18 protein-coding genes are annotated in these 25,634 nt (G+C 62.2%); 11 read left to right on the top strand and 7 right to left on the bottom strand.

All coding sequences use genetic code 11. The features are described 5' to 3' along the window. Position 1: 1 nt before the first annotated feature. The 3 genes from LOM8899_RS17690 to maiA are packed head-to-tail and all read left to right on the top strand — an operon-like array spanning position 2 to position 2,423. Positions 2-1,615: an FAD-dependent oxidoreductase gene (locus tag LOM8899_RS17690; protein ID WP_093993578.1), complete on the top strand. Its 1,614-nt coding sequence runs from the start codon at positions 2-4 to the stop codon at positions 1,613-1,615. Then, the gene (locus LOM8899_RS17695; RefSeq protein ID WP_093993579.1) at positions 1,612-1,803 is read left to right on the top strand and encodes a DUF2783 domain-containing protein; all 192 of its coding nucleotides are present in this window, start codon (positions 1,612-1,614) and stop codon (positions 1,801-1,803) included. The genes LOM8899_RS17690 and LOM8899_RS17695 overlap by 4 nt, the downstream gene beginning before the upstream one ends. Next, positions 1,800-2,423 carry a maleylacetoacetate isomerase gene (gene maiA / locus LOM8899_RS17700; RefSeq protein WP_093993580.1) on the top strand — a complete coding sequence of 208 codons (624 nt, stop codon included), beginning with the start codon at positions 1,800-1,802 and terminating at the stop codon, positions 2,421-2,423. The genes LOM8899_RS17695 and maiA overlap by 4 nt, the downstream gene beginning before the upstream one ends. Here maiA and urtE read toward each other — a convergent pair. The 5 genes from urtE to urtA all read right to left on the bottom strand — a co-directional run bounded on the left by urtE (position 2,420) and on the right by urtA (position 8,521). Further along, complete coding sequence (gene urtE / locus LOM8899_RS17705; protein ID WP_093993581.1) at positions 2,420-3,115, bottom strand: urea ABC transporter ATP-binding subunit UrtE; 696 nt, start codon at positions 3,113-3,115, stop codon at positions 2,420-2,422. The genes maiA and urtE overlap by 4 nt on opposite strands. A 3-nt stretch (positions 3,116-3,118) precedes the next feature. Further along, on the bottom strand, positions 3,119-3,859 hold the full coding sequence (gene urtD / locus LOM8899_RS17710) for an urea ABC transporter ATP-binding protein UrtD (RefSeq protein ID WP_093993582.1): 741 nt from the start codon (positions 3,857-3,859) through the stop codon (positions 3,119-3,121). Next, positions 3,856-5,085, bottom strand: a complete 1,230-nt coding sequence (gene urtC / locus LOM8899_RS17715) for an urea ABC transporter permease subunit UrtC (RefSeq protein ID WP_093993637.1) — start codon at positions 5,083-5,085, stop codon at positions 3,856-3,858. Before urtC ends, urtD begins: the two co-directional genes overlap by 4 nt. A 135-nt stretch (positions 5,086-5,220) precedes the next feature. Beyond that, positions 5,221-7,161, bottom strand: coding sequence for an urea ABC transporter permease subunit UrtB (urtB, locus tag LOM8899_RS17720; RefSeq protein ID WP_093993583.1), 1,941 nt, complete (start codon positions 7,159-7,161; stop codon positions 5,221-5,223). A gap of 79 nt (positions 7,162-7,240) precedes the next feature. Continuing rightward, positions 7,241-8,521: an urea ABC transporter substrate-binding protein gene (urtA, locus tag LOM8899_RS17725; RefSeq protein ID WP_370739385.1), complete on the bottom strand. Its 1,281-nt coding sequence runs from the start codon at positions 8,519-8,521 to the stop codon at positions 7,241-7,243. A gap of 464 nt (positions 8,522-8,985) precedes the next feature. Between urtA and LOM8899_RS17730 the strand changes: the two genes are divergently transcribed. The 3 genes from LOM8899_RS17730 (at position 8,986) to LOM8899_RS17740 (ending at position 13,178) form a co-directional block, all read left to right on the top strand. Continuing rightward, positions 8,986-9,651, top strand: a complete 666-nt coding sequence (locus LOM8899_RS17730) for an outer membrane protein (protein ID WP_093993585.1) — start codon at positions 8,986-8,988, stop codon at positions 9,649-9,651. Positions 9,652-9,761: 110 nt separating this feature from the next. Continuing rightward, the gene (locus tag LOM8899_RS17735) at positions 9,762-11,726 is read left to right on the top strand and encodes a putative bifunctional diguanylate cyclase/phosphodiesterase (protein ID WP_168770593.1); all 1,965 of its coding nucleotides are present in this window, start codon (positions 9,762-9,764) and stop codon (positions 11,724-11,726) included. 57 nt (positions 11,727-11,783) lie between these two features. Beyond that, a complete protein-coding gene (locus LOM8899_RS17740) occupies positions 11,784-13,178 on the top strand; it encodes an MATE family efflux transporter (protein WP_245820592.1) in 1,395 nt (464 codons plus the stop codon). On the opposite strand, the gene LOM8899_RS17745 is transcribed toward LOM8899_RS17740, so the two are convergent. After that, positions 13,175-15,082: a cation:proton antiporter domain-containing protein gene (locus LOM8899_RS17745; RefSeq protein ID WP_093993587.1), complete on the bottom strand. Its 1,908-nt coding sequence runs from the start codon at positions 15,080-15,082 to the stop codon at positions 13,175-13,177. The two genes, LOM8899_RS17740 and LOM8899_RS17745, sit on opposite strands and share 4 nt — an antisense overlap. 175 nt (positions 15,083-15,257) lie before the next feature. Here LOM8899_RS17745 and LOM8899_RS17750 point away from each other — a divergent pair, with 175 nt between their 5' ends. Continuing rightward, positions 15,258-16,352, top strand: a complete 1,095-nt coding sequence (locus LOM8899_RS17750) for a fatty acid desaturase family protein (protein ID WP_093993588.1) — start codon at positions 15,258-15,260, stop codon at positions 16,350-16,352. Positions 16,353-16,355: 3 nt separating this feature from the next. Here LOM8899_RS17750 and LOM8899_RS17755 read toward each other — a convergent pair whose 3' ends face one another. Continuing rightward, positions 16,356-17,084, bottom strand: a complete 729-nt coding sequence (locus LOM8899_RS17755) for an SDR family oxidoreductase (protein WP_093993589.1) — start codon at positions 17,082-17,084, stop codon at positions 16,356-16,358. A gap of 174 nt (positions 17,085-17,258) precedes the next feature. Between LOM8899_RS17755 and xylB the strand changes: the two genes are divergently transcribed. The 4 genes from xylB (at position 17,259) to LOM8899_RS17775 (ending at position 25,634) form a co-directional block, all read left to right on the top strand. Continuing rightward, positions 17,259-18,710, top strand: coding sequence for a xylulokinase (xylB, locus tag LOM8899_RS17760; protein ID WP_093993590.1), 1,452 nt, complete (start codon positions 17,259-17,261; stop codon positions 18,708-18,710). Between the two features lie 61 nt (positions 18,711-18,771). Next, on the top strand, positions 18,772-19,734 hold the full coding sequence (locus tag LOM8899_RS17765; RefSeq protein WP_093993591.1) for a zinc transporter ZntB: 963 nt from the start codon (positions 18,772-18,774) through the stop codon (positions 19,732-19,734). A 158-nt stretch (positions 19,735-19,892) separates the two neighbouring features. Then, a complete protein-coding gene (locus LOM8899_RS17770; protein WP_093993592.1) occupies positions 19,893-23,222 on the top strand; it encodes a transglutaminase family protein in 3,330 nt (1,109 codons plus the stop codon). A 3-nt stretch (positions 23,223-23,225) separates the two neighbouring features. After that, complete coding sequence (locus LOM8899_RS17775) at positions 23,226-25,634, top strand: circularly permuted type 2 ATP-grasp protein (RefSeq protein WP_093993593.1); 2,409 nt, start codon at positions 23,226-23,228, stop codon at positions 25,632-25,634.

The raw sequence follows: 25,634 nt of genomic DNA on the forward strand, positions 1-25,634 counted from the left end.
CATGGGCAAGTCGTTCCACACGCCGCTTTACCCCTATGCCCGTCACCCGGATCAGGATGCCTCTGCCCCGGTGCGCCATCCGGTGATCGTGATCGGCGCCGGGCCTGTCGGCCTTGCCTGTGCGATCGATCTGGCGCAGCGCGGCGTGCCTGTCGTGGTTCTGGACGACAACGACAAGGTCAGCGAAGGCTCACGTGCGATTTGCTTTTCCAAGCGCACATTGGAGATCTGCGACCGATTGGGTTTGGGCGATCCGCTGGTCGACAAGGGCGTGGTGTGGAACACCGGGAAGGTGTTTTTCGGCGATCGCAAGGTCTATGATTTCAACCTGCTTCCAGAAGAGGGGCATAAGCGCCCGGCCTTCATCAACCTTCAACAGTACTATCTGGAGCAGGGCCTCGTTGCGCGCCTGATGGCGCTGTCTGCCGAGGGTGCCGAGGTGTCGATCCGCGGCCGCAATCGTGTGACGTCGGTGACAAGCCATGCCGACCACGTCGCGCTGAGTGTCGAGACCCCGGAAGGTGCGTATCCGTTGGAGGCCGATTGGCTGATTGCCTGCGACGGAGCCAGCAGCCCGACCCGCACCATGATGAACCTCGAGTTCGACGGCCGGGTGTTCGAGGACAACTTCCTGATTGCTGACGTGACCATGCAGGCCGATTTCCCGACCGAGCGCTGGTTCTGGTTTGATCCGCCGTTCAACCGCGGCCAGTCGGCCCTGTTGCACAAGCAGCCGGACGGAGTCTGGCGCATTGATCTGCAACTGGGTCGCGGCATTGACAAGGCTGAGGAAAAGCGCCCGGAGAATGTCATTCCCCGGCTGAAGGCGATGCTTGGCCCGGATGTCCCCTTCGAGTTGGAATGGGTGTCGATCTACACGTTCCAGTGCCGCAGGATGGAGCGGTTCCGCCACGGCCGTGTGGTCTTTGCCGGCGACAGCGCCCATCAGGTCTCGCCCTTCGGGGCGCGCGGAGCCAATTCGGGGATACAGGATGCCGACAACCTGTGCTGGAAGCTCGCCATGGTGCTGGACGGTGCCGCGCCGGAGACCCTGATCGACAGCTACGAAGCCGAGCGCGGCTTTGCCGCTGACGAGAACATCTGGCATTCGACCCGCTCGACTGATTTCATCACCCCCAAATCCGAGACGAGCCGCATCTTCCGCGACGCGGTGCTCGACCTGTCAGAGCGTCATGCTTTTGCCCGTCCCTTGGTAAACTCCGGCCGCCTGAGCGTGGTCAGCAGCTATGCCGGGATCGCGTTGACCGGCCCGGACGAGGGTGGCCCTGTGGCTGGGCAGCCGGGGCGCGTCTGTCCCGATGCTCCCCTGACGAGCGGGCCGCTGCTCGACCGGCTGTTCTCCGGGTTTACCCTGCTGACCATAGACGCCGACGCGCCCGATCAGGTGACCGACGGCGCCTTGAGTGCTGCGCGATTGGCGCTGAGCGTCTCGGACGATCCGACCGGAGCCTTGGCCGAACGCCTGCTCGGAGACGCGCCGTCGGCTGTGTATCTGATCCGCCCCGATCAGCACATTGCGGCTCGCTTCGCCGTCTTTGACGATGCAAAGGTCCGCGCGGCTCTGCGCCAAGCGACCGGACAGGAGGCTGCATGACGGACTTGACCCTTGCCCCCAATATGGCTGCTCCGGATCGATCCTACGCCGATCTGATCGCCGCTCACGAGGGCCTGACCAAAGAGCAGAGCGACGCGCTGAACGCCCGCCTGATCCTGATCCTGATGAACCACGTGGGCGATGAATCGGTGATCCGGGCCGCCATCGACGCGGCCAGACTGGAATGACCGAGGTCGTCCTTTACGACTATCCGCTGTCATCGGCCAGCTATCGGGTCCGGATCGCCCTGAACCTTGCGGGCGTGCCCTATCGGGCCGTGGGCGTGAACCTCCTGGACGGGTCACAGAGGGCTCCTGCGCATCTGGCCCGAAATCCGCAAGGATTTGTGCCGGCCCTCGACATCGACGGGCTTCGGCTGACGCAGTCGCTGGCGATCGTCGAGTATCTCGACGAGACCCGCGGGCTGGGCCTGCTGCCTGCCGACCCCGAGCAACGGGCCAAGGTTCGGGCGCTTGCATACAGTCTGGCGGTGGATGTGCATCCGGTCTGCAACGTGTCGGTGGCCGCCTATGCGACGGGCGGCGTAGACCCGGAGCGCACCGAGTGGATGCGCCACTTCATCGAACCCGGATTGGCAGCATTCGAGGCGCTGCTGTCGGGTTTTGACGACGCCGACTACGCCTGCGGACCGCGTCCCGGACTGGCTGACATTTGCCTGATGCCCCAGCTGTTCAACGCTGACCGATGGGGTGCGGATTACGCCGCGTGCACAAGGATCAATACCGTGAAATCAGCCTGTGCGGCGCACCCGGCCTTTGCCGAGGCGCATCCGAACGCCGTTGCCTAGACTGAGACGTGCGAAAGCAGCAGCTCTCGTTCGACCTCCGAAGCCGGCTTGTTCAGCACCACCTCGCCCCGGTTCATGGCCACGAATTGATCTCCGAGTTCGTGGGCGAAATCGAAGAATTGCTCGACCAGAATGATCGCCATGTCGCCGCGGTCGCGCAGGGTGCGGATCACGTCACCGATCTGCTTGATGATGTTGGGCTGAATACCCTCGGTCGGCTCATCCAGTAGCAAGACCTTGGGCTGCGTGATCAGGGCGCGGGCGATGGCGAGCTGCTGTTGCTGCCCGCCCGAGAGGTCGCCGCCGCGCCGGCCGGTCATGTCCCGCAGGACGGGGAAAAGGTCATAGATGTGGTCCGGCACCTTGTGATCGGTCTTGTCGAGGCAGGCGAAACCGGATTGCAGATTTTCCAGCACCGTCATCATCGGAAAGATTTCCCGCCCCTGCGGAACGTAGGCGATGCCCGCCCGCGCCGCGCCAAAGGCGGTGAGGTGGTCGAGCGGTTGCCCGTCGAGCGTGATCTGCCCCTGCGCATAGGTGTGACGGCCGGCGATCGCCTTGAGGAGGCTGGTCTTGCCGACCCCGTTGGTGCCCATGACCGCGGTCACTTGCCCCGGATGGGCCTCGAGGCTGACCCCGTTGAGGATTTGGCTTTGCCCGTATTTCAGGGTGAGATCTGTAATCGTCAGCATCCTTCAGCGCCCCAGGTAGACGTCGACGACGTCCTTGTTCTTGGTGACGTGATCGAGGCTGCCTTCGGCGAGCACCGAGCCTTCGTGCAACACCGTCACCTTGCAATTCAGCCGTCGCACGAATTCCATATCGTGTTCGACCACCACGACAGCGCGGGTTCGGGCGGCGCGGACGAGCAGGTCGGTGGTATGTTCGCGCTCTTGCGGGGTCATGCCTGCCGCCGGCTCATCGACCAGAAGGAGGCGCGGATCCTGAGCAAGCAGCATCCCGATCTCGAGCCATTGCTTTTGCCCGTGGCTGAGCGCACCGGAGGTCTGATCCAGCGCCTCGGTCAGGCCAATCTCATCGCTGATCTCGCGCACCCGTTCCTCGCGGGCGTCGGCGCGGCGCTTGAACAACACGTCGAACGGCCCGCGCGGGTTCTTGAGCGCCATGACGATGTTTTCGCGCACGGTTTGCGCCTCAAACACGGTCGGCTTCTGGAACTTGCGGCCGATGCCCGCTTGGGCGATCTGGCTTTCGCTCATGCCGAGCAGGTTGACCGATTTCTCGCCAAAGATGACGCGGCCTTCGTCGGGCTTTGTCTTGCCGGTGATGATGTCCATGAAGGTGGTCTTGCCTGCGCCGTTGGGGCCGATCACGGCGCGCAGTTCCGGCTCTGCGATCTGGATCGACAGATTGTTGATGGCCCGAAAACCGTCAAAGGTGACCGAGACGCCCGACACTTCGAGAAGGGTGCTCATTCGACGCCCTCCTGCTGCCGAAGGGCACCCTTGTCAGGACCGTAGTCGCCCTGGCGGTCCGGGAGCCGCTTGCGCTCGAAGTAGTCGAAGATGCCGCCGATCCCCTTGGGGAAGAACAGCGTGACCGCGACGAAGGACAGCCCGAGAAGAACGAGCCACCATTCTGTCCATTTCACGACATAGAAGCCGAGGTTGATCGGTGGTGCCGAGCCGCCGGTGAACCACGACGACAGCAGCGAGACGAGCGCCGCCCCGATCACCGCCCCGTAGAGCCTGCCCCGCCCGCCGATGGCCACCCAGACCGCAAGATAGATCGAGGCGATCGGCGCGATCTCTGCCGGGTTGATGATCCCGGCCTGCGGATAGTAGAGCGCCCCGGCGATCCCTGCGACCATGGCGGTGAGGGTGAAGACGAAGAGCTTGTAGCTTTCCACGTGGTAGCCGAGGAACCGCACCCGCGCCTCATTATCGCGGATCGCCCGGATCACCGAGCCGAGTTTGCCCGAGACCACCCAGGCGAAGAGGATATAACCGAGCGCCAGTGCCACGGCTGAGGCCCAGAAGAACCAGAGCGAGATCGTCGCCTGTGGCACCGCCTCCAGCCCCGGGATGTTTTGCAGCCCCGACAGGCCATTGTTGCCCCTGAGCCCCGTGTCGTTCTGGAAGAAGTAGAGCGAGAGGGCCAGCGTCATCGCCTGCGTCAGGATCGAGAGGTAGACGCCCGTGACCCGGCTGCGGAAGGCCAGCCAGCCGAAGACGAGTGCGAGCAGGCCGGGGACGGCGACCACCGCGAGGAGTTGCAGCGGGAGGCTATGGGAGAACGCCCAGAGCGCCGGGAATTCGGACGAGCCGACCACGCCGAAAATCTGGGTGCCGATGGCGTCTGTGACCTCCTGCGGCGTGGGCGGCAAGGCGGAGCCGCTGAGCGAGCCAGTCACGATCCCCTCTGTCCGGGCATACATCAGCCACATGCCGATCGCATAGCCGCCGATCCCGAAGAAGGCGAAATGCCCGAGGCTGAGGATGCCGCAATAGCCCCAGACCACGTCCATCGCGATGGCCACGAGACAGAGGCAGAGCGTCTTGCCCAATGTCTTGAGAAAGGATGTGGAGATGAGCCCCGTGCCGGTGGCCTCGCTGAGCAACGTGACGCCGATGGTGAAGACCGAAAGCGCCAGAAGGAACCAGAGGATCGAGGGGTTGCGACCTATGAAGCTATTGGACATGGCGCGCTCCGATCCGGGGTTGCGCCGTGCTGCACCCGTCGCGCCGTTGGGGGGCCACCCCCCCAAACCCCCCGCCGTATTTGGGGCCAAAAGAAGCAGAGCCGCTGCGCAATGGTGGTGTTTGGTGAAGCATGATCAGTCTCCTGCCGCCCTGCCCTTGAGGGCGACGATCCCTTTGGGCCGGAATTGGATGAACAGGATGACGAAGAGGATCATGAAGGTTTGTGCCGCCAGGGTGTTGGACGGGTTGAACCATTCGATTCCTTTTTGAGTGAATCCGATGAGTGAGGCCCCCGCAAGCGTGCCCCAGACGTTTCCGACCCCGCCGACGACCACGGTCATGAAGCTTTGCACGATGTAGTCGGAGCCCATTTCGGAGGTGACTTTGGCGTAGAGGCCGATGGCGACTCCGGCGATACCGGCGATACCGGACCCAAGCCCGAAGGTGAGCATGTTGATCCTGTCGGGGTTGATCCCCATGGAGGCTGCCATGCCCGGATTTTGCGTCACCGCCCGCACTTCCAGCCCGAGCCGAGTCCGTTTGAGGATGAACAGGATCAACGCGAGGAAGATCAGGGCGAGGACGAAGATGGCAATCCGGATGTAGCTGATCTGGACGACGTCGTTGAGCACCCATGCCCCGGCCAGCCAATCGGGCGAGGTGAGTGGCCGCGCCTGGGTTCCGAAGATGTTCTTGGCCAACTGCTGCAGCGCGATGGAGATGCCGAAGGTGGCCAGAAGCGTTTCCAGCGGTCGGTGGTAGAGCCACCGGATCACAAGCCGCTCCATCGCCACCCCTGCCCCGAAGGTCACAGCGAAGGCCAGTGGCAGGGCCACAATGATCGAGAGCGTGTAATCGGGGATGAAGAGTTGCACGACGTAGCCGGTATAGGCCCCCATCATGATGAACTCGCCATGGGCCATGTTGATGACCCCCATGACGCCGAAGGTGATCGCAAGCCCGATGGCGGCGAGGAAGTAGATCGACGCCAGCGAGAGCGCGTCGAGCGTGAGATCGGTCGCCTGCCCGACGCCTAGGCGGACGGCGATGGCGCGTTCGGCCTCTTCGGCGGCGGCGGTGATGTCGCTGTTTGGCTCGGTATACGAAACATAGAAGACGTGCGCCGCGGCGGCGGCGGCCCGTTCTTCGGGCGTGATGAAGGGCGCCGCTTCGCCCGCGTCGACCAAGGACTGGTACGCGGCGATCCGGGCGGCGTCCGTGTTCAGAGTGGCCACGGGTATGCCGTTGACCTGTCCGTCTTCGATCCGTTCGGTCAGGGCGGTCTTGATGTCACCGGGACTCACGGTGGAAGGCGCGAGGTCCGCATCGACCAAGAGCGCATAGGCCTCGTCGATGGTCATGTCTTCGCCCGGCTCGAGAATGCGGGCCACGTTGGTATCTTGGGGCAGCTCGGGCGCGACGCCCTGCCGGGCGTTGAGGATCTGGCTGAGAACGCCACGCACCTCGACGCTGAGATCTCCGGAGAGGTATTCGATGGCCTCGATACGCTCTGCCGCCGTGTCGCCGAACTGGGCGGTGAGTTGCCGCTCAAGCTGCACTTTGCGCGCGAGGATGTCGGTGTCGGGCTCATCTTCGATCGAGGCGCGCAGGGGGGCCAATTGATCGGCAGAGGGATCGCGACTGATCGATGTGAGCGCCGCTTCGCGTCGGCCGATATCAGGATCGGAGAGCAGGAATTGCACGAGGGCGGAGCCCACCACGCGGCGCACGCCCGCGTTGGGGCGCAATTGATCGAAGCCCGCGTCATCGTCGATGGTTTGCTCTGCGCCGGTGTCGATGTCTGTCAGCACAAGGCCGTCGCCCTGTTCGACCGCGTAAAAGAACATGCCGTCGCTTTCGCGCATCCAGACGTTGCGGTCGCGCCATTGTTCTAGAAATTCGGGAACGCCGGGGGGCGGGTTTGCCGACAGTGCCTCGATAAGGCTGTCCACGGTGCCACGCGAAGGGCTAGAAACCGCGCCGGAATTGGCTTGCAGCACCTCTTGCAGGGTCTGCGAAAACGCTGCCGGGGCCGAGAACAGGATCGCAATGCAGATCAGCAGGGCGCGCAGCATAGGGGAGGCTTTCACTTGGGTATTCTGGCAAGGACGGTTGGGGTGAGCGGGGGCTCGGAAGGCCCCCGCTCGTCATTGCTTAGTAGTTCGAGGTCAGCTGAACGCAGGTCTCGGTCTCGGTGTTGTACATGCCGCATTCCAGCGTTTCCCAATCCGATTCCAAGACGGCGGATTCGGGCAGGTAGTCCGTCCACGCATCACCGGCGACAGGCTCTGTCTGGCTGATGATGTCGAATTGACCGTCGGCGCGGATTTCACCGATCAGGACCGGCTTGGTCAGGTGGTGGTTCGGCAACATCGTGGCCATACCGCCGGTCAGGTTCGGGAAGGTCTGGCCATACATCTCGGCACGAACCAGATCGACGTCGGTGGAGCCGGCCTCGGTGGCGGCGTTCACCCACATGTTGAAGCCGATGTAGTGGGCTTCCATCGGGTCGTTGGTCACGCGGGCCTCGTCACCGATATAGGCGTGCCACTGGGCGATGAAGGCTTCGTTTTCGGGGGTGTCGGCGGACATGAAGTAGTTCCATGCAGCCAGGTGCCCGACCAGTTCGGAAGTGTCGAAGCCCGAAAGCTCTTCTTCACCGACGGAGAAGGCCACGACGGGGATGTCGTCAGCAGAGACACCGGCCGCGGCGAGTTCCTTGTAGAAGCCAACGTTGGCGTCGCCGTTGATCGTGGAGATCACGCCGACCTGCTGGCCGTCTGCGCCCAGCGCCACGACGTCGGCCACGATGGTGGCCCAGTCAGACTGACCGAAGGGCGTGTAGTTGACGAAGATGTCCTCGGCCGGGATGCCTTTGGATTGCAGGTATGATTCGAGGATGTTGTTCGTGGTCCGCGGATAGACGTAGTCCGTTCCCAAGAGCGCGAATTGCTCGACGCCAAGCTCTTCGAGGAAGTAATCCACTGCAGGGATCGCCTGCTGGTTTGGAGCGGCACCGGTGTAGAACACGTTGCGCGAGGATTCTTCGCCCTCGTACTGGACCGGGTAGAACAGAAGGCCGTTCAGCTCTTCGATCACGGGCAGCACGGATTTGCGCGACACCGATGTCCAGTTTCCGAAGATCACGTCGACTTCGTGCACGGTGAGCAGCTCGCGTGCCTTTTCGGCGAAGAGCGGCCAGTCGGACGCGGGGTCGACGACGACAGCTTCGAGTTCACAGCCCAGAAGGCCGCCGGCTTCGTTCTGGGCGGCGACGAGCATTTGCATCGTGTCGGCCAGAGTGGTTTCGGAAATCGCCATGGTGCCGGACAAGGAGTGCAGGACGCCTACTTTGATCGGGCAATCCTGCGCCGCAGCGGCAGAGGCCAACGCCGTCAGAGACACGGCGGATAGGGTGAGCAGAGAAGTGCGAATGGTCAAGTTTCAGTCCCCATTTATGGACTGCTGCAAATGACGCACCTGTCTATCTCTACTTGGAGCGGACAGCGTGCTAGAAGCGAAGCGCAGCAGCGTTTTTGTTGCAGCCATGCGGGGGCGAGATCTGCCAGGATGGAGCCCCCGTGTGGCAATCGTTCATCTCGTGACGAGACTTGGAGACGGTTGCGTTGCCGTCGCGGAAATACAAATGAAACGTCAATTTGCTCTGACGACTGGCCGAGATCGATTAACTTTTGAACATGTGCTGTCGTTTTGCACAAAAATGAGCCGCTCCGGTAACGGATGATCGGATGGGACGCCGCCGATTCGTGCCTTTGTCTAGGTTTTCAGCAGATGGCGCATCTTGGCCAATTCCCCCCAGATCACGGGATCGTCGCTTGCCCCATGCAGCGCCGCGGCGTATTGGATATAGGGAGCTCTATCCGAAGGCCCGTTCTGCAATGCCCCGCTTCGCTTTGATCCGCTCTGTCGCGCTGACCTTGACGCTGGCTTTTGCCGGCTCTTCCGTCGTGGCCGAAGTCGAGTTGAGCGTTTACGGCGGGTATCAGACCTCTCCGCACTCCGAGGTTTCGGTGTTTGGCGACGCCGTGGCGCCGGATTCGGAATTCACCGCAGGCTGGGAGGGCCGCCCCTTTACCGCACCTCCCTACTATGGGTTGCGTGCTACGTGGTGGCCGTCTGAAACGCTTGGCTTTGGCTTGGATATGAACCACGCCAAGGTCTATGCCGACGATGAGACACTGGCCGAGACGGGCTATGAGCATTTCGAGTTTTCAGACGGGCTGAACATCATCACGGTGAATGCCTATCGCTCTTGGGAAGACGGTTTTGGCGCGTTCACGCCCTATGTCGGCGGCGGTTTGGGGGTTTCCTTTCCTCACGTCGAGCTGACCGATGGCGGCTCCGAGACGACCGGCTATCAGCTCACCGGCCCGGCCGTCGCATGGATTGCGGGTGCCAGCCTGCCGATCAACGACCGTTGGTCGGTATTCGGTGAGTACAAAGGCACCTATTCCATCAATTCGGCCGATCTCGATGGCGGCGGCACATTGGAAACGAACATCATCACCAATGCCGTCAACGTCGGTGTCAGTTTCAATTTCTGACTTGCACGGCCACCGCAATTTCCTTCTATTATCGCCGTGTATTGCGGGGATAACTGAGCCTTAAGCTTCTGCGCTTAGATACTCTTCGAATGGGTTATCTTGGTGCGCGTATGAGACAACGACGACAGATTCTCGCACGCTACGGAAAAGCCCTCGCAATCCCAGCGGCCATTGTCTGCATTCTCGCCTTGTCCATCATGTTCGTGGCGGACGTCTATCTGCACCACGCGCTCGAAAAGACCATTGCCTACGACGCGGAAAACCGCGCGCGGAACTGGAGCGAGGATATAATCTCGCGCACCCCGGAGCTCGAACTGATCGCAATTGGCCGATCACCCGACCGGGGCGGGCTTGATGGGCTGCGCGGCAGTGCCGAGAAGAACGGGATATACTGGATCCGTCTGTATTCGCCCAAAGGGCTCTTGCTTCTCGATCTGGACGATAGCGGATTCCACCCGGCATCGGACCGGCATTCCGGCGACGCCATCGCGCGCGAAGCGTTTCGCAGCGGCGAGGGTCAGACCACCCTGCGCGAGACGACCGATTCCGATGGTTTGTCGCGCGTCCTTGTCGAGACTTACATTCCTGTCGACAGCCACGACGGCCGTCGTTTCGGAGTTATGAAAGTCACCGTCGATCAAACCGGCTTTGCGCAAAGCCTCAATGGCGTATTTCACAATCTCAACATTCTGCTGATCTTTGGATCGGCTGTCGTCTATCTCATTCCGTCCCTCGTCTTGATTTTCAAGGCAGAGCAGCTTCGCGGAAAAGACAAGGCACTCCTGGAATTATCCCAATTCGATCCTTTGACCGGCCTCTTGAACAGGCGTGAGTTCAACAATCGCTGCGCCGCACTATTCGACCGGCGCAGGTTTCAACTCATCGGGATCTTGTTCGTCGATGTTGACCGGTTCAAGAACGTGAACGACGATCTGGGGCACGAATTCGGAGATGCTCTGCTCAAGCACATTTCGACACGGATCGTTTCGGCTCTGGGTCCGACGGATCTGATCGGCCGCATCGGTGGCGACGAATTCATGATCGTCTCATCCTTCACCACCCGAAGCGATCTCGCCGACCTAGGGAATGCTATCCAAGCTGCAATTGACGCCCCGTTCAGTCACAACGGCACCACGATCACCCCGAGCCTGAGCCTCGGCGGTCATGTTTCCCGGCCGGGCGAGACGCTGGAGGCCGCGATCCATGCCGCCGATCTGGCCACCTATCAGGCAAAGGCGAACGGGCGGGCGCAACTCGTCATGTATTCCCCGGAGATGGGCAGCGCCCAAGACCGCCGCCGCGCGATTGAAGCCATGCTGCGCGATGCACTGGCGTCGGACAGTGGCCTCTTTGTCGAGTATCAACCCATCTTCGGCAACAAGGCTGCCGAAATCGTCGGCTTCGAGGCGCTGCTCCGACTGCGAAGCCAGCGGGGCAATCCGATTTCACCCGCCGAGTTCATTCCAATCGCAGAAGACAGCGGCTTGATCGTGCAGATTGGCGAATGGACGCTGACCAAGGTTCTGAAAACCGCGCGGGACTGGCCTGAAGATCTGTTTGTCGCCGTGAACCTTTCGGCTGTGCAATTCAAGGACGGCAATATCGTCGAAATGGTGCGCGACCGCCTGTTTGAAGCGGCGTTTGATCCAGCCCGTCTGGAGCTGGAAGTGACCGAGAGCCTGATCCTCGAATCCGACGAGGACGTGAAGGAGCAACTGGCGGCCCTCAAGGCGATGGGGGTGTCCATTGCACTTGACGATTTTGGCACCGGGTATTCCAGCTTGGGATATCTCTGGAAGTATCAGTTCGACAAACTCAAGCTCGACCGCGCCTTCCTCGAGGGGTTCAACTTCGCGTCGGACAAGTATCGGCAGGTGATCTCCACCATTGTCGAACTTGGTCAGAACCTCGGGATGGAGCTTACGGCCGAAGGCGTGGAAACGCCGCAGCAGTTGTCGATGCTTGCCGAGATCGGGTTCGATCAGTTCCAAGGCTTTCTGCTGGGCCGCCCGATGTCGGCGGATGCCGCAGCGGCCCTGTTGACGACCGAGCCCCACCGCAAAGCGGCGGGCTAGCGATTGTTCCGCCGCAGAAATTGCGTCAGGCTGTGTGCAAGCAATTAAGGGCGCCACATGGCCGACACGGATGCAAAGTTCACCACGGGCAGCCTGATGGGTCACGTGACCGCCATGTCCTTTACCGCCTCGATCGGGTTGATGGCGATCTTCGCGGTCGATCTGGTGGACATGGTCTTTATCTCGATGTTGGGCAATGTCGCGCTCGCCGCGGCGATTGGCTATGCCGGATCGATCCTGTTCTTCACGAACTCGATCAATATCGGCCTGTCGATTGCTGCCGGAGCTCTGGTCTCGCGCGCGATCGGTCGCGGCGACACCAGGGCCGCCCGAGAGTTTGCCACGAGCGTCGCGGTCTATGCCGCTCTAACAGGCCTGCTCTTTCCCGTTGTCCTGTTCATCTATCTACAGCCGATCCTTGGTCTGATCGGCGCCGAAGGCGAGGCTGCCGCCCTGGCCACGACCTACCTGACGATCCTGTTGCCCACGATGAGCCTGATGGGGCTGGCGATGGGCGCGATGGCTGTTCTGCGCGCCTATGGTGACGCGAAGCGGTCGATGTATTCGACGTTGTTCGGAGGCATCACCAATGCAGTTCTCGATCCGATCTTTATTTTTGCGTTGGGCATGGGGTTGTCGGGCGCTGCGATTGCTTCGGTGATTGCCAGATTGGTCACGCTTTATTTCGCGATGGCACCCGCGATCCGCCATCATGCTGCCTATGCCCGGCCGCGGCCCGGCTTCGTTCTCAGCCATGGTCGGGACGTCACGAGCCTCGCCGCGCCCGCTGTTCTGGCCAATGTCGCGACCCCGGTGGGCAGCGCCTTTGTCACCCGCGAGATGGCAAAGTACGGCACCGATGCCGTGGCAGGCATGGCGATCATCGGCCGGTTGATCCCGGTGTCCTTCTCCGTGGTCTTTGCCCTGTCCGGGGCGATTGGCCCGATCCTTGGCCAGAATTTCGGCGCCGGGCGGCATGACAGGGTGCGCACCGGCTATCTCGCGGGGCTCAAGTTCGCGCTGGTCTATGTGGTCGTCGTTGCCGTGATCCTCTTTGCGCTGCGCAACCTGCTGGTGGATTTCTTCGATGCGAGCGGGCTGACGGCCTCGCTGTTGCTCCTGTTCTGTGGGCCGCTGGCGTTGGCCTATATCTTCAACGGTGGAATCTTCGTCTCGAATGCCGCCTTCAACAACCTGGGTCACCCGGCGTATTCCGCCGGCATCAACTGGGCCAACTGCACGCTTGGCACGTTTCCCTTCGTGCTTGCCGGGTCGGCATTGTTCGGGGCCTACGGGGTGCTGATCGGGCAGGCGATCGGCACCACGATTTTCTGCATCGTTGCGGTATGGCTGGCGCTGCGCGTGATCGAGAACCCGCCGGACGCACCCAAGACGCGGGCATTCCAGCCGCACCGCAGGCTTCATACCCTATACACCCAACGCGGGCATTAGCCGGCTTTCAGGATCTCTTCGATATCGGCCTGAAGCTCGGCCTGCCATTTCTCGCCGAGCTCTCGGACCCGCGCGATATAGGCCGCGTTTTCATCGGCGGGAGTGTCTGGATCGTGATGCTCGGCCAGCGCGACGATGGAACGCCGGTCCATCGCGTCAAAGGCGTCGCGGATCTTGTTGGCCTGATCGCGGTTGGCGCCCAGTGCTTCGAAGGCAGAGCGCCCCATTCGCAACGAGCTGTCGTAGGTCTCGCGGATGATATCGCGGCATCCGGCGGCGTAGAGATCATAGACATGCTCGCGCGTTCTGGCGCGCGCGATCACATGCACATCGGGATAAGTGCTGCGCACATAGCGGACCAATTCGGTCGTCTTGTCCTTGTCGTCGATGGCGACGACAAAGAGCTTTGCCTCCGCGATCCCGGCGGAATTGAGCAGATCGGGCCGGGTTGCGTCGCCATAGTAGGCGCGAAAGCCGAACTTCTGCAGCATTTCGAGTTGCTTGGCGCTAAAGTCGATCACCGTAGGCGCGTGCCCTGCCGCCTGCAGCATCCGGTTCACGATCCCCCCGACGCGCCCGTGCCCTGCGATCAGGATGTGGCTGTGCCGGTCAATCTCGTCGGCCTCGCGCACCTGTTCCTGTGTGGTCCGCGGCACGATCACCCGATCATACAGGATGAAGAGCGCCGGCGTCAGAAGCATCGACATCGCCACGACCAGCAGCAATTGATCCGCGATAGCCGCCGGAATAACCGCATTCGCCACGGTGAAGGACAGCAACACAAAGCCGAACTCACCGGCCTGCGCCAGCCCCAATGAAAAGAGCCATTTGTCCCCGGTTTCGAGCTTGAAGATCTGGCCGAGCCCAAACAACACCGCCGCCTTGAGCGCGATGAGCCCGAGCGTCAGCCCGACAATCAGCAGAAGGTTTTCCCCGAGCAACCCGAAATTGATGCCGGCCCCGACAGTCATGAAGAACAGGCCCAAGAGCAGCCCCTTGAACGGGTCGATGTCGGATTCCAGCTCGTGCCGGTATTCGCTGTTGGCCAGAACCACGCCTGCCAGAAACGTGCCCAGCGCGGGCGACAGCCCCACCAGCGACATCAGCAGAGCAATCCCGATCACGATCATCAGCGCCGTCGCCGTGAACAACTCGCGCAGTTGAGCCGCCGCGATGAACCGAAAGATCGGACCGGTCAGGTAGCCGCCGCCCAGCACCACGGCCGCGATTGCGGCGATGTTGACGAGGGCGGTCTGCCAGCCGTTCAGTCCATCGACGAGGCTCATTCCACCGCCATGATCTCCTTGCGTATCTTCGGCGTGGGTCGCGGCCTCGGCCACATGCGCTGCGTCTGCGTGGGCAGCGAGATCCTCGGTGGTTCCGATCAATTCGGGCAGCGCCAGGAGCGGGATCAACGCCAGCATGGGGATGACCGCAATGTCCTGAAACAGCAGCACCGAAAAGCTCGCCTGCCCACCGTCGCTTTTCATCAGCCCTTTTTCGTTCAGCGTTTGCAGGACGATGGCCGTCGATGACAGCGCCAGCACGAGGCCGATGGCCAGCGCGATTGTCCACGCGATGCCAAAGAGCATGGCGATCCCCATCACGAGACCTGCTGTAATCACCACCTGACCGCCACCCAAACCGATCAGACGCGACCGCATCGACCAGAGCATATTCGGTTCGAGTTCGAGCCCGACGAGGAACAGCATCATCACCACGCCGAATTCGGCAAAGTGCTGGATCGAGACCACGTCGACATGCAAGAGCGCCAGAACCGGGCTGATCACGATGCCCGCGATCAGATAGCCCAACACAGACCCCAGACCCAACCGAGAGGCGATGGGAACCGACAGGACACCGGCGATCAGAAAGACGAAGGCGAGTAACAGGAAATCGGTCATCTGGCGCACTCCTGTCGGGAAATAGACGTGTCGTGGAAGCATCGCGGGTCGACGGGCATTTGGCAATGCGGCGCCGATCTAGAAATAAATTGACTTGGCAGGCCCCAAACGTTGATCTTGTGCGCAAAGACATCGCCTCGGAGGGGAGGCGCATGCAGCCTTGAGGAGATCACCCATGTCCGCAGTTGGCGGCGCGACTGTCGCGCGTGACTATAGCCTGTCCGGCCCGGAGAATGCCCGCGCTGTGGCAGCGGGCCTTGCCTCTGCGGAATGGTATCACTCGGACATCCCGCGCAAGGAGATGAAGGCGCTGATGAAGCGCTCGGACGAGCCTGCCACGCGGGACACCCTCATCTGGATCGGACTCTTGATCGTGACTGCGGTCGGCGGCGTGGCCTTTTGGGGAAGTTGGCTGGCTGTGCCGTTCTTTGTCGTCTACGGCGTGCTTTACGGATCGGCTTGCGACAGCCGCTGGCACGAATGCGGCCACGGCACGGCCTTTCGCACACAATGGAAGAACGATGTTGTTTATCACATCGCCTCGTTCATGGTCATGCGCAATCCGACGACCTGGCGCTGGAGCCACGCCCGCCATCACACCGACACGATCATCGTCGGCCGCGATCCGGAGATCGCGTTCATGCGCCCCACGGCCATCGCCAAGCTGGTGCTCAAATTCTTTGGCATGCCGGATGTCTTCTACGAGCTTCGCGCGCTTGCGCGGCAGGCGACAGGCCAGATTTCGTCTGACGAAAAGGACTACATCCCCGAGGAGAAATGGCCCGAGGTCATTTTCTGGGCGCGGGTTCACATGGCGATCTATGCGGCAGCCGTGCTTGTCGCCCTTGCGACATGGTCGATCATCCCCCTGCTTTTGATCGGTGGTCCGCGCATCTACGGTTGCTGGCACATGATCATGATGGGACTGCTCCAGCATGGCGGCCTGGCCGAAGATGTTCTCGATCACCGCCTGAACAGCCGCACCGTCTATATCAATCCGGTCAGTGCCTTTATCTATTGGAACATGCACTATCACGTGGAACATCACATGTTCCCGATGGTGCCCTACCATGCGTTGCCCAAGCTGCACGAGCTGATCAAGCACGATCTGCCAAGGCCCAATGCATCGATTTTCGAGGCCTATGCCGAACTGATCTACGCGCTGCGCAGGCAGCAGGTGGAGCCGGATTTCGCCATCCGCAAAGATCTTCCTCCGACGGCCGCTCCCTATCGAGCAGACCTGACCGACGCCGCGATGGCGGGCGAATAGCTCCTACATATCGAAGTTCGTCGGCAGCACGATCATGTCCCGGATCGTGACGGTCCGCTTGCGCGTCAGGGCAAAGATCAGTGCGTCCGCCACTTCCTCAGCCTCGATGATCGATCCGCTCTCTTTGGCTTTGCGCAGGTTTTCTTCCGGCCAATCCGACAGCAGCGCCGTGCTGACCGGCCCGGGCGAGACCTGCCCCATCCGGATGCCATGCGGCCGCAGCTGGCGACGCGTGGTCTGCACGAAACACGTCACCGCCCATTTCGAGGCCGCGTAGACCGGCTCCCAACCCACGGGGAAATGGCCCGCGACAGAGCTGGTCACCCAGATATCTCCGGTCCCCCGATCGGTCATATGGGGGATCACCGCATGGACGTTCTTCATCACAACGTTGACGTTGAGCGACATCATCCGGTCGATGCTGGCCGGGTCTGTTTCGGTCAGGTCGCCGCCGATATAGCTGCCGGCGTTGCAGTGCAGGATGTCGATATGGTCGACCTTTTGCAGGATTTCAGGGATCATCGCATCGCAACTGGCCGGGTTGAGCAAATCCGTCACCTGCCCGATGACCGAAGGCCCAAGTTGCTCTGTCAGCGCGGACAGCGCCGTTGCGTCACGGTCGACCATGACGACCGTTGCCCCCTCGGCCAACAGCGCCTTGGTTGTCGCAAGTCCGATGCCAGAGGCCGCCCCTGTGACCGCCGCGATCTTTCCTTCGAGTTTGTCAGCCATCCGCCGTCCCACCTTGATCGTACCAATTCCTGTCGCCACGCTAGAAGCGCCGCCCTGCCCCGTCGAGGCATCAATTGCGCTTGTCCGGATTGACACAAGCCTCGCAACTGGCTTTGTCACTGGAAACCGAGCCGCCGAAATGGCCGCGCTCGGACGCGCAAGGGAGGGCCGCGCATGGCATATCTGGGAATCGATCTGGGAACGTCCGGGCTGCGCGCCTTGCTGGTAGGGGACGACGGCACTCCTGTCGGCTCGACCGAGCGGCACTATGACGTGGCTCATCCGCACTCCGGCTGGTCGGAACAAGACCCTGCCGACTGGATCGCCGCCCTTGATGCGGCGATGGACGAATTGCGAGCAAGTCATCCGGAGTTTGCCGCCCTGAAGGGCATCGGCGTAGCGGGTCACATGCACGGCGCGACCTTGCTGGATGCGTCGGGCGATGTGCTGCGCCCGTGTATTCTGTGGAACGACACCCGGTCCCATGCTCAGGCGGCGAAGCTCGACGGCACCGATCAGGTGCGCGCCTTGTCGGGCAACATCGTGTTTCCGGGCTTTACCGCGCCAAAGCTGGAGTGGGTCCGTGAGAACGAACCGGAGGTCTTTGCCAAGGTTGCCAAGGTGTTGCTGCCGGCGGCCTATCTCAACTTCTATCTGACCGGCGAGTATGTCGCCGACATGTCCGACAGTGCGGGCACCTCGTGGCTGGACGTCGGGGCGCGCGAATGGTCGGATCATCTGTTGGATGTCAGCCACATGCGCCGCGATCAGATGCCAAGGCTGGTCGAAGGGTCGGAAGCGGCCGGCACCTTGCGCTCTGATCTTGCGGCCAAGTGGGGCTTGGCCGGTCCGGTCATCGTGGCGGGCGGAGCGGGCGACAATGCCGCCGCCGCCTGTGGCATCGGAGCGATGGCCGAGGGACAGGGGTTTGTCTCGCTCGGCACGTCGGGCGTGCTGCTCTCGGCGCGGGGCGGTTATCACCCGGCGCCTGACACCGCGCTGCACACCTTTTGCCACGCGGTGCCGGACCGCTGGTATCAGATGGGCGTGATGCTGTCGGCCACCGATAGCCTCAACTGGCTGTCGCGGATCACCGCAGCCAAGCCCGCCGAATTGACGGCAACTCTCGGCGACGATCCCAAGGCCCCGGGCCGGGTTCGGTTCTTGCCCTACCTTTCTGGCGAACGGACACCGCACAATGACGCGGAAATCCGTGGAGCCTTTACCGGTCTGGCTGCCGAGACGACGCGTGATGACCTGACCCGAGCCGTGCTGGAGGGCGTTGCCTTTGGCCTGCGCGACAGCTTCGAGGCGCTGAAGGCCACCGATGCCCAATTGGATGGGCTGATCGCGATTGGTGGCGGCACCGCCTCGCGCTATTGGCTCAAGCTCATCGCATCGGTGTTGGACGTGCCCTTGCACTTGCCCAAGGGCAGCGAGTTCGGGGCCGCTCTGGGCGCCGCACGATTGGGTATTGCGGCCGTGACCGGGGCGAACCCGGATCAGATCATGGCTCAACCCGAGATCCGCGAAACGGTGGCGCCTGTCGCCGATTTGCGTGCCGCCTGTGACGACGGTTATGCCCGGTTCAGGGCGGCCTATCCCGCAATACGGTCCGTTCAATAGCGACCCCTGTCGGCACGGCGTTGCCGTGCCCGGCCGGAACCGGAGGCAATAGACCAAGACGATGACCAGCAAGACCATCTCTCCCGTTGCCGCGTTCAATATCGACGAAGGCGTCGTCACGCCGCTGACGGAGCCTTGGCCCGACATCGACACCGCGTCCGGCTATCGTTGGCTGCACGTCGATCTGAACGATCCCGGCATCGCGCTGTGGGCAAAGGAACATCTGCCCGCAATCGCCGAACGCGCCTTGCAGCAAACCGAGACCCGGCCCCGCTGTGAAAAGCTGGCCGATGGGCTGATCCTCAATCTCAGAGCGGTCAACCTCAACCCGAACTCCAGCCCCGAGGACATGGTCTCGCTTCGGGTCTGGGCGACCAGGAATGCAGTGGTATCGGCCCGGCGGCGCAAGGTTTGGGCCGTCGACGACATCCGGCAAAGCGCCGAGGCGGGCAAAGCCCCCGAGACGGTCGGCCGGTTCCTGACGGAGCTTGTCCACGGCGTGATGATCCGGATCGAGAAGGTGTCTCTCGCGCTCGATGAAGAAACCGACGACATGGAGGAAGCCGTGTCGGACGGCGTTCGTCTGCCCCACGGCCAGCTGACCCAACTGCGCAGTGCCGTGATCAAGATGCGCCGTTTCGTGAACCCGCAACGTGAAGCCATCGCCACATTGGCCGCGATGGAAGACTGGATCCTCGCCCCCGAAGATCTCGCACTCTTGCGAGAAACGAGCAACCGGACCCGCCGCATCGTCGAGGAGTTGGATGCCACCCGCGACCGGTTGTTCGCGCTTCAGGATCATATCGACGCCGAACGATCTCATGCATTGAGCCGCAACAGCTACATCCTGTCGGTAGTGGCCGCGATATTCCTGCCGCTCGGCTTTTTGACCGGGCTTTTCGGGGTGAACATCGGCGGAATGCCCGGCATTGGCTCTCCCATGGCGTTCTGGGTCTTGTCCGGGGCTTCGGTGATCTGCGGCATCGCCCTGTTTCTGATCTTCAAGTTCGCCAAGTGGCTCTGAAATCGCGGCCGGGTGCGATTTCAAAACGCCGAATTGCGCATTCTGTGGTCGGTCCGCGCCGGAGCGCCCCGGAAACCCGCACAGACTGTTGATAATACCCCAAATCCGGTTGCTGCGTCGCAGCAGACGCGCGATGATAAGGTAAGGAGCACATCATCATGTCCATTACCGCAAGTATCTATCACCTGACGCACTACAAGTATGATCGGCCGGTCACTCTGGGCCCGCAGACCATCCGGCTGCGCCCCGCGCCGCACTCGCGCACAAGGGTGATATCGCATAGCTTGCGTGTCTCTCCCAGCGACCATTTCGTGAACCATCAGCAGGACCCTTACGGCAACTGGCTGGCCCGTTTCGTGTTTCCTGAACCCGTCCGCGAATTCAAGATCGAGGTCGATCTGGTGGCCGATATGTCGGTCTACAATCCCTTTGATTTCTTTGTCGAAGAAGACGCGACCAAGTTTCCGTTCACCTATGGTGAAGAGATCGCGCCGGATCTCAGCATCTATCTGAACAAGGAGCCGGTCGGCCCGCTGCTGGCAGACTACCTCAAGACAATCCCCCGCGACCCGATGATCACGGTCGATTTTCTGGTGATGCTGAACAGCAAGCTGGCGTCGGATATCAACTATGAAATCCGCATGGAGCCGGGGGTCCAGACTCCCGAGACGACGCTGGGCCGCGCCGCCGGGTCCTGCCGGGATTCTTCGTGGCTGTTGGTCCAGATCCTGCGCAATCTGGGCCTCGCCGCCCGGTTCGTGTCGGGCTATCTGATCCAGCTCAAGCCCGATCTGATCGCCATCGAGGGCCCCGCCGGGACAGATCACGACTTCACCGATCTGCATGCCTGGGTCGAGGTCTACCTGCCCGGCGCGGGCTGGGTCGGTCTCGATCCCACGTCGGGCTTGTTTGCCGGCGAAAGCCACGTGCCGCTGGCGGCCACCCCGCACTATCAGAACGCCGCGCCGATTGCGGGTGTGGCCAGCATGGCCGATGTCGAATTCTCGTTCGACATGCAGGTTCGCCGCACAGCCGAGCATCCCCGTATCACCAAGCCGTTCTCGGATGCAGCGTGGGACGCGCTGAACGCGCTCGGCCACGAGGTGGACAAGCGGCTCGAGGCCGGAGACGTTCGCCTGACAATGGGGGGTGAGCCGACCTTCGTGTCGATCGACGATTTCGAGGGCGCCGAGTGGAATTCGGACGCGGTCGGCCCGACCAAACGCGGCCTGGCCGACAAGCTGATCCGCCGCTTACAGGACAAATTCTCGACCGGCGGCCTGCTCCATTATGGTCAGGGCAAGTGGTATCCCGGTGAGACCCTGCCCCGGTGGACGTTTTCGCTGTTCTGGCGCAAGGACGGCAAGCCGATCTGGAAGGATCCGGACCTTCTGGCGCGCGAAGACAGCCGCGAGGATGTCGGTCCGGAGGATGCTCAGGCCCTTCTGGCCGCGATTGCCGAGACTTTGGCCGTGCCATCCGCCAATGTGCTTCCTGCCTTTGAAGATCCCGCGGAGTGGATCATCAAGGAGGGCAATCTGCCCGAAAACGTGACCCCGGAGAATTCAAAGCTCAAGGACCCCGAGGAGCGGGCCCGGATTGCCCGCGTGTTCGAGCGTGGGCTGACGACTCCTTCCGGATATGTCTTGCCAGTGCAACGCTGGCAGGCCCGTGCGGCCAAGGGCTGGATGTCTGAGGTGTGGAACCTGCGTCGGGGCAAGGTGTTCCTCGTGCCGGGGGACAGTCCGGTGGGCTATCGCCTGCCGCTGGGAACGCTGCCACATATTCCGGAGCCGGATTATCCGTTCATCAATCCGCAAGACCCCACAGTCCCACGCGATCCGCTGCCCGATTTCGGCCCGGAGCCAGCCTCCGAACCGCAAGAGCGCGAACAGGCGATTGCCAGCCGCACTTCTGCCCCGGCCGGGCAGGAGCAGGTCGAGCAGACGTTGGGTGATCTCTCTGGAAAGGTCCGCACAGCGATTTCCGTCGAGCCGCGCGATGGCAAACTCTGCGTATTCCTGCCCCCGGTCGAGACGCTCGAGGATTACCTCGAACTGATCGCAGCGACCGAGGCCGCCGCCAAGACGATTGGCCGCAAGGTCCTGATCGAAGGCTATAGCCCGCCGCACGATCCACGCATCGACGTGATCCGTGTGGCCCCTGATCCCGGTGTGCTGGAGGTGAACATCCACCCCGCTGCAAGCTGGGCCGACTGTGTGAACACCACCGAAACGGTTTATGAAGAAGCTCGCCAGACCCGGCTTGGCACCGACAAGTTCATGATCGACGGACGTCACACGGGCACCGGCGGTGGCAACCATGTGGTCGTCGGCGGTGCCACGGTGAACGACAGCCCGTTCCTGCGCCGCCCGGACCTGCTGAAAAGCCTCGTGCTGTTTTGGCAGCGGCATCCGAGCCTGTCCTACCTGTTCTCCGGCACTTTCGTTGGCCCGACCAGTCAGGCCCCGCGCATCGACGAGGCCCGGCATGACGGGCTCTATGAGCTTGAGATCGCGCTGGATCAGATCTGGCCGCCCGGCGAGGGCGAGACCCCGCCGCCGTGGCTGACCGACCGTTTGCTGCGCAACAGCCTCATGGACGTGACCGGCAACACTCACCGGACCGAGATTTGCATCGACAAGCTGTTCTCGCCCGACGGGCCGACGGGGCGCTTGGGCCTCGTGGAATTCCGTGGATTCGAGATGCCCCCGAACCCGCGCATGAGCCTTGCACAGCAGGTGTTGCTGCGCGCGATCATCGCCCGCTGCTGGGAAGATCCGATCAGTGGCAATCTGACCCGGTGGGGCACGACGCTGCATGACCGGTTCATGTTGCCGGCCTTCATCTGGGACGATTTCCTCGATGTGATCGCGGATCTGCGCGCCCATGACATCGTGCTTGATCCGAAATGGTTCGAGGCGCAGGCCGAATTCCGGTTCCCGTTCTGCGGCGAGGTCACCTATGAGGGCGTTACGCTGGAACTGCGGCAGGCGCTGGAGCCTTGGCATGTGATGGGCGAAACCGGTGCCATCGGCGGCACGGTGCGTTACACCGACAGCTCGGTCGAGCGGCTACAGGTCAAGCTGTCGGGCGCCAATCCCGATCGCTACAAGGTAACTGCCAACCAACGACTGGTGCCGCTGAACCTGACCGGCAAGACCGGCGAACGGGTCGGCGGCGTGCGCTACAAGGCGTGGAAACCGGCCATGTCGATGCACCCGGTCTTGGAGGTTGACGCACCGCTGACCTTTGACATCTATGATACCTGGACAGGACGGTCTCTGGGCGGGTGTCGTTATCATGTCGCCCATCCGGGTGGACGAAACTTCGACACTTTCCCAGTCAACGGCAACGAAGCACAGGCGCGGCGATTGAGCCGTTTTGAGGCGATGGGACACACCACCGGGAGCTTTGATCCGCCAAGCGAAACCCCGCATCCAGAGCTTCCGATGACGCTCGACCTGCGCAGGCGACCCGGATTGTAGCGGATGGACAACGGACAGATCCAGGAACAGTCTCAACCGCTCCGCGAGCTTTTGCAGGGTTACGGTCTGCAAAGCGGGCATCGCGACGAGATGTTGAACGCGGATGGGTCTGTCAAACCGGTTTGGCAGCAATTCATCAATCACCTGAGCAACCTGAGCCCCGATCAGTTGTCAAAACGCTTTGCCCGCGGGGACCAATACCTGCGGGACGCAGGTGTGTTGTATCGCCAGTACGACGAGGCGGTCTCGGTCGAGCGGGAATGGCCGTTGAGCCACATCCCGGTGATGCTGAGCGAGGCGGAATGGAAGCACATTTCGGCGGGCCTGATCCAGCGAGCCGATCTTCTCGAACAGGTCGTCAGGGATCTCTATGGCCCGAATGATCTGGTTGCCTCCGGACATCTGCCGCCGACTCTGCTGGGGCAGAACCCTGCATGGCTTCGCCCCATGGTCGGCGTAAAGCCCGCCACCGAGAACTACCTCAACCTGCTGTCCTTTGAGATCGGACGCGGCCCCGACGGGAAATGGTGGGTCATCACGGATCTGGTCGAGGCACCGTCGACAGCTGGTTTCGCGATCGAGAACCGCGTCGCGATGAGCCGGGTCTTTCCAAATTTCTTTGCAGATTCGAACATCCACCGGCTGGGCGGCTTCTTTCAGAACTTCCAGCAGAAGCTCTTTGATCTGCGCGGCAAGTCCGACGGTCAGATCGCGCTCCTGTCGTCGGGACCCGCCAATCCGAACTATGCAGAACACGCATATATCGCCCGGTATCTGGGTCTGTTGCTCGTTGAAGGCGAGGATCTGATCGTTCACGACGGGCAAGCCATGGTGCGCACCGTCGACGGCCCAAAACCGCTGAGCCTCTTGTGGAACCGCGTGCCCGGCGCGATGTGCGATCCGTTGGAGTTGGACCCGTCGTCGGACATTGGTGCACCGGGGCTATTGCAGGCGCTGCGTCTGCAAAAACTCGATACGGTCAACGCTATCGGTACTGGTGTCCTCGAGACCCGCGCCTTGATGGCATTTCTGCCCAAGATTGCCCGCGAGTATTACCGCCAGCCCTTGATGATGTCGAATATCGCCACATGGTGGTGCGGCCACGAGGCCGAGCGAAATCACGTCATCGCAAACCGCGACAAGATGATGCTCGGCTCTGCGTTCTCGACGGTGCCACTCATGTCTGACGTGGACACGACGATCCTGTCGTCGGACGACGACCGGGACAAGGCCCGCAAGGCGACCGAACTGCTCACCCGATCTGGCCGCGAATACGTGGGGCAGGAGGCGATCACCCTGTCCACAACTCCGACCTATGAGGATGGCGCACTGGTTGCGCGTCCGATGTGCGTTCGCTTGTTTCTCGGGCGGATGCGCGATGGATGGCAGGTGATGCCCGGCGGCTATGCTCGGGTCAGCGCGGGCGACGATGCCAAGGCATTTGCCATGCAGCGCGGCGGACGGGTTGCCGATGTCTGGGTCGCCAGCGAAAAACCTGTCCAGAAGACAAGCCTGCTACAGCCGCAGCAGACGCCGGCCTTCTCCCGGGCATACACTAGCGCCCTGCCGAGCCGTGCGGCGGACAATCTCTTCTGGCTCGGGCGCTACGTCGAACGGGCAGAGCAGAATATCCGGCTGTTTCGGGCCTATTTCGCTCGGATCAACGATGGCGCGACCCACAATACCCCCCTGCTGGCACATATGCGGGCCAATCTCATGGCCAATGTCGCACCCAACACGGTGGCGATGTCGGCGCGTTTTGGCGGGCCGCTGGAACTCGGCCTGCAGTCGGCATCCAAGATCAGCGACCGGTTCTCGCCGGATGGTATGATGGCGTTGCGGGCGCTCGTGGCGTCGAGCCGCGACATCGATCACCGGACGCTTCAGATCGAAGAGATCCCGCGCGAGATCAGCACCCTGCTCCGGCAGATCACCGGATTTGCCGGTCTCGTTCACGAGAACATGTATCGCTCGGATGGCTGGCGCTTCCTCAGCCTCGGGCTTTCGCTCGAACGGGCGGCCAATATGGCGCAGGTACTCGCTCACCTGTTGGGGTCCAATGCGCCGGACGGCGCGCTCGATCTGGCGCTGGAAATCGGCGACAGCGTGGTTGCGCACAGATCGCAGTTCTCGATCATCGCGACCCCCGGTTCGATCATGGAGATTCTCGGCATCGACAGCCAGAACCCTCGCGCGATACGGTATCACATCTCTCGCGCACGCAAGCATATCGCCGAGCTGCCCGGCCAGAAAGGCGGTCGTGTCCTGACCGAAGCCGCGCGCAAGGTCCTGCTTCTCGAAACGCTCCTCGCCACGACGTCGGTCGATGCCCTGACCTCGGACATGCTCCTGCAGGTGCAGCGCGATATATGGGACATCGCAGAAGCGCTCTCGGTAGCGCATCTGGTATAG

The organism is Flavimaricola marinus (genome assembly GCF_900184895.1).
GTDB lineage: Bacteria > Pseudomonadota > Alphaproteobacteria > Rhodobacterales > Rhodobacteraceae > Flavimaricola > Flavimaricola marinus.